Genomic DNA, 4,924 nt, shown 5'->3' with positions numbered 1-4,924 from the left:
GGACCGTCGTCGCAACCGGCACGATCCGGCCGCACAACGAGGCGGTGAACGGCCGGGTGACGGGCGAGCTGTCGATCGTGGCGGCGGAGGACTCCACGTTCGTGCTCCAGATCGATGAGGTCTCTTCTCCCGAGTATCCAACCCTGGCGTGGGCGCTCGTTGACGTCCCCTACGACGAGGTGACGTGCTGGGAGGGCTTCTGGGCGTTTGACGGAGGGAACCTGCCCATGACCGCCGGGAGCGGCGGGCACATCTCGCACGTGGACCCGAGCGCGTACCGCGAGGTGCTCCTCACGGGGACGCGCCCCGGGGAGGAGCTGGTGCTGGGGTGCACCTACCCGGTGATCGCGATTGCGCAGCTGAGCTGGACGATGCCGAATCCCTTTGCGGGGCTCGCCCCGCGAGATGGCGGCGTTCGCACGGGCGCGACGGGCGAGGTATCGGAGCGGGATGACGGCACGCTCGCAACCTACACGGTTGCCTGGGGTGACAGCCGTGGCGCGATCCGCGATCGGTTCGGCCTGGACCTCGAAGAGTTTTGGTACCTCAACCCGCGCAACCCTCCTTTCCTGGAGCCGAGCACCACGATGGAGCAGTTCGCGGCCGCGGACGCGGAGGTCCCGCTCAACGCGGGAGACATCGTGAACCTCGATCCCGCTGACCGTTCCCGGTGACCGTTCCCCGGCGACCGGCTGGGTTCCGAGGCGGCGATGCGGCTCAGCCGGGCTCTGGCGTCGCGTAGAGCCGGGTGATCTGCGCCGCGAAGTCGCGCACGACGCGCGAGCGCTTGAGCTTCATCGTCGGGGTGAGGTAGCCGCTGGCCTCACTCAGCTCCTCCGGGATGATCCGGAACCGCTTGACCTGCTCCGGCCGGGACACGCTGCCGTTCACCGCGTCGAGGGTGCGGCGCAGCTCCGCGGAGAGCTCGGGCACGTCCGCGATGTCCCGGTCGGCGAGCTCCACCCGGGCGTCCCGCGCCCAGGCAGCGAGCGCCTGGGGGTCCAGGGAGATGAGCGCGCCGAGGTAGGGGCGGGATTCGCCGACGACGACCGCTTGCGCGACGAGGGGGCTGTGCCGGGCGATGGCCTGTTCGAGGGGCTCCGGGGCGACGTTTTTGCCGTAGGAGGTCACGATCAGGTCCTTGGCCCGCCCGGTGACGGTGAGGTAGCCGTCGGGGTCGAGGCTGCCGAGGTCGCCGGTGCGGAAGTAGCCGTCGACGAAGGCGTCGGCGTTCAGCGCGTCGCGTTCGTAGCGTTCGAAGACGCCGATGCCGCGGACGAGGATCTCGCCGTCGGAGGCGATACGCACGCTCGCGCCGGGCACGGGCCGGCCGACGGTGCCGAAGCGCACCTGGCCGGGAAGGTTCCCGGTCACGGGGGCGGTGGTCTCGGTGAGCCCGTATCCCTCGACGACGGGGAGGCCGACGCCGGTGAAAAAGCGGGCGGTGTCGGGGTGCAGGGCGCTGGCCCCGCTGAGCAGCGTTTCGAGGCGGCCGCCGAAGAGGGCGCGAATCCGGGCGTAGAAGAGCCGGTCGAAGAGGGCGTGCCTGGCCCGGAGCGCGAAGGGCAGCGGCAGCGTCGGGTGGGTGGCGCGGTATTCCGCCGCCTCGATGGCGGTGCGTCGCGCGGCGGCGAAGGGCCGGCCGAGGCCGGAGGCCTGCGCCTTGGTGGCGACGGCGGCCTCGACTTTTTCGAGGAGCCGGGGCACGACGACGAGAAAGGTGGGGCGGAAGGGAACGAGTTCCCCGAGGAGTTCGGCGGGGTCGGCAAGGTGGCCGACGGTCATCCCGGCGTGGATCGCGACGAGTTGCACGCCGCGGGCGAGGACGTGGGCGAGCGGGAGGAAGAGCAGGGTGCGGCTGTCCGCGCGGATCACGTCGCCGTAGCTGTCGGCGATGTTGCTGACTAGTCGAACGAAGTTCCCGTGACTGATGCGGGCGCCCTTCACGTCGCCGGTGGTGCCCGAGGAGTAGACGATCGTGGCGAGGGAGTCGAGCGTTGCCGCGGTGCGTCGGCGCTCGACCTCGGCGGCGAGCGCGGGGGCGGTCTCGGCCTGTTCGAGGGCCCCGGGGTCGAGAGTGTCGAGGCGGTGGTGGCTGGGGGCGGGCAGGCCCTCTGCGGCGAGGAGCTGCCCGGCGCGGGTTGCGCGGCGGCGGTGTTCATCGGTCTCGGTGAACAGTCGGCTCGCTCGGGAGTCGGCGAGGATGCGGGCGATCTGTTCGGGCGCAGAGGTGTCGTAGACGGGGACGAGGACGGCGCCGGCGTAGGCCACCGCGAATTCGACGAGGGCCCATTCGTACCGGGTGCCGGAGAGGATCGCGATCCGCTCCCCCGCCGCGACTCCGTCGTCGAGGAGTCGGGCGGCGAGCGCGCGAACCTGTCGGGTGAAGGCGGCGGCGCTGACGGGGGTCCAGGTGCCGTCGATGCGTCGGGAGAACATGGGCGCGTCGGGGGCGTGGGCGGCGCGGTGTTCGAGGAGGTCCGTGAGGTTCGTGTCGGGGTCCGGCTCGATGCGGGGCGGGGTGTGCGCCTCGGGGTGGGGTGCGGTCACGGTGAGCCCTTTCCTTTATCTAGCTAGGCGAGCTAGTGTTGACCTGATTGTGCCACACTCGACCCACAGGAGGCCGCATATGCCCGATTTTCCCCTCTCCGCGTTTCTCGGCGGCGTCGGATGGTCCGCCCTCGGCATCCTCGCGCTCCTGCTCATCGTCTTTACCATCGGCTGTCTTCAGCAGCGCCACCAGGTCATCGACGCCGCCTGGGGCCTCGGCTTCGTGACCGTGGCCGCCATCACGTTCTTCGCCTCAGCCGGGCACGGCGACCCGGGCCGCCGCCTGCTCCTCCTGGCCATCGTCGCGGCCTGGGGCATCCGCCTGGGCGGCTTCCTGGCCTGGCGGATGCGCGACGGGCACGAGGATCCCCGCTACGTGAAGATCCTGGGCTCCGCCCCCGGGAACCGGAACGCCTACGCGATCCGGAAGGTCTATCTGCCGCAGGGCATCGTGATGCTCCTCGTTTCGCTCACGATCCAGGTGGGCATGTACGCGACGGGGCCGCTCGGCTGGCTCGCGTGGCTCGGCCTGATGGTGTGGCTGGTCGGCATGTTCTTCGAGGTCGTGGGCGACTGGCAGTTGGCCGCGTTCAAGCGCGACCCCGCCCGGCGCGGCACCGTGCTCGACACCGGGGTGTGGCGGCTCACCCGGCACCCGAACTATTTCGGCGATGCCGCGGTCTGGTGGGGCATCTTCCTGGTGGCCGCGGACTCCTGGCCCGGGGTGCTGACGATCCTCTCGCCGCTGCTGATGACCTGGGCGCTCGCCGCGCGCACGGGGAAGCCGCTCACGGAGTCGCGGATGCTGGAGCGCCCCGGCTACCGTGAGTACATGGCGCGCACGAGTGGTTTCTTCCCGCTGCCGCCCCAGCGGGGCGCCTCCCCCGCCGGGGGTGACCGGCGTGGCTAGGCTCGGCGGGAGCGACGCGCCGCCGCGCGCCGCCGCGGCGCAGCACGCCGCCCGGATCCTCCTCGGCGCGTTTCTGCTGTTCGCCGGGATCGCGCACCTGACGTTCGCCCGGCGAGACTTTCAGGCGCAGGTGCCCGACTGGGTGCCCGCGGACAAGGATTTCGTGGTGCTCGCCTCCGGCGTCGTGGAGATCAGCCTCGGCGGGGCGCTACTCGTGCTCGGCCGGCTCCGGGTGCCCGTCGGCTGGGTCGTGGCGGCGTTCTTTGTCGCGGTGTTTCCGGGGAACGTGTCCCAATTCCTCACGCGCACGGACGCCTTCGGGCTGAGCAGCGACGCGGCCCGCGGGATCCGGCTGCTGTTCCAGCCCGTGCTCGTCCTCTGGGCGCTCTGGAGCTGCGGGGCGCTCGGCCAGGCCCGGCGCGCGCTTCGGCGACGCTGACCCGGGACGGTGTCTGCCTGCGCCCGGAGGACGAGGCTCAGCCGAGCCCGCGGGCCTGCTCGATGAGGGATAGCCCGAGCACCGCGGTGCCCCCGATCATGAGGTACATGATGCCGAGAAACAGCGCGTAGGTCACGGTGAAGCCGAGCCCCGCGCGGAGGTTTTTGCCCTCCCGGAAGTGCCCCCAGACCTTGGTGAAGAGCCGCTTCGGGCTGCGGATATCCCAGCTGTTCAACCGCAGGTAGCGCCCGAGGTACATGCCGAAGCCGAGCAGGAGCAGCAGGAACGCGACGAACCACAGGGCGTCCGGCCGCAGCATGGCCTGGGCGCTGTCCTCGTAGCGGGTGGTCGCGTACATCAGGTGCGCCAGGAACACGTTGAGCACGGTGTTGCAGACCCCGGACATCGCCAGGCTGATCACGAGGATGATGTCGTACCAGAGCGGCACCGGGTCGTCCTCGCCCCGGTGCGAGAAGTTGAGCTCGGTGATCAGGTAGCTCGCGTTGGGCAGCAAGAGCAACCAGACGATGCCGAAGACGAAGGTGCTCGCGATGCCCAACCAGGGGCTGACGAGCAGGAGGATGCCGGAGACAATCACGCCCGCGCCCATAACGAGGATCGGGGCCACCGACAGCCACACGTTCCAGAGCATCGGGCGATAGATCCGCGTGCCGAAGGCCCAGCCGCGGGCCAGGATCAGCGCGACCGCATAGACATTCAGGAGGGTAGCCCCCAGCAACAAACTCCCAATCATGTGGCCAGTATGCCAGGCTGCGTCGCCAGCACCCGCCCAGCCCCGCCCGGGAGCGCCCCCGGGCGGGCAAGGATCCCAGACCTCTCTGAACAACGGGTGTCCAAGAAATCCGAGCTTCCTGGGCATCGGCGAATGCCCTTGAACTCGGGGCGAGCGGGGGCGTAACGTAGGGGCACACACCAATTGCAGTGAGGAGTCAGATCATGGGTATCATCGACGACGCAAAGCGCAAGGCCGAGGAGATCGCCGACAAGGTTGGCGACAAGGTCGA

General features: G+C 70.2%; 4 protein-coding genes and 1 pseudogene. 3 read left to right on the top strand and 2 right to left on the bottom strand.

Translation table 11 applies throughout. The annotated features are described in order from the left end of the window. A pseudogene (locus OOT08_RS14320) lies at nucleotides 1-674 on the top strand (hypothetical protein); the annotation flags it as partial. 43 nt (nucleotides 675-717) lie between these two features. Here OOT08_RS14320 and OOT08_RS14315 read toward each other — a convergent pair. Continuing rightward, entirely contained in the window at nucleotides 718-2,550 is a 1,833-nt protein-coding gene (locus OOT08_RS14315; protein WP_325093463.1) for an AMP-dependent synthetase/ligase, read from the bottom strand. Between the two features lie 79 nt (nucleotides 2,551-2,629). Between OOT08_RS14315 and OOT08_RS14310 the strand changes: the two genes are divergently transcribed. After that, entirely contained in the window at nucleotides 2,630-3,460 is an 831-nt protein-coding gene (locus OOT08_RS14310) for a DUF1295 domain-containing protein (RefSeq protein WP_325093462.1), read from the top strand. After that, complete coding sequence (locus OOT08_RS14305; protein ID WP_325093461.1) at nucleotides 3,453-3,899, top strand: DoxX family protein; 447 nt, start codon at nucleotides 3,453-3,455, stop codon at nucleotides 3,897-3,899. Before OOT08_RS14310 ends, OOT08_RS14305 begins: the two co-directional genes overlap by 8 nt. Before the next feature lie 37 nt (nucleotides 3,900-3,936). Here the strand turns inward: OOT08_RS14305 and OOT08_RS14300 are convergent, their stop codons facing one another. Continuing rightward, nucleotides 3,937-4,653, bottom strand: coding sequence for a DUF1361 domain-containing protein (locus tag OOT08_RS14300; RefSeq protein WP_325093460.1), 717 nt, complete (start codon nucleotides 4,651-4,653; stop codon nucleotides 3,937-3,939). Nucleotides 4,654-4,924 lie beyond the last annotated feature (271 nt).

The sequence above is a fragment of the Leucobacter sp. M11 genome (assembly GCF_035726885.1).
Taxonomy (GTDB): domain Bacteria; phylum Actinomycetota; class Actinomycetes; order Actinomycetales; family Microbacteriaceae; genus JAPFRB01.
The sequence above is the reverse complement of the archived record's forward strand: the minus strand, read 5'-3'. Positions and strand labels throughout refer to the sequence as shown.

Coding starts and splice junctions, on each gene's coding strand:
- OOT08_RS14310 (WP_325093462.1), top strand. CDS start 2,630: ATGCCCGATTTTCCCCTCTCCGCGTTTCTCGGCGGCGTCGGATGGTCC.
- OOT08_RS14300 (WP_325093460.1), bottom strand. CDS start 4,653: ATGATTGGGAGTTTGTTGCTGGGGGCTACCCTCCTGAATGTCTATGCG.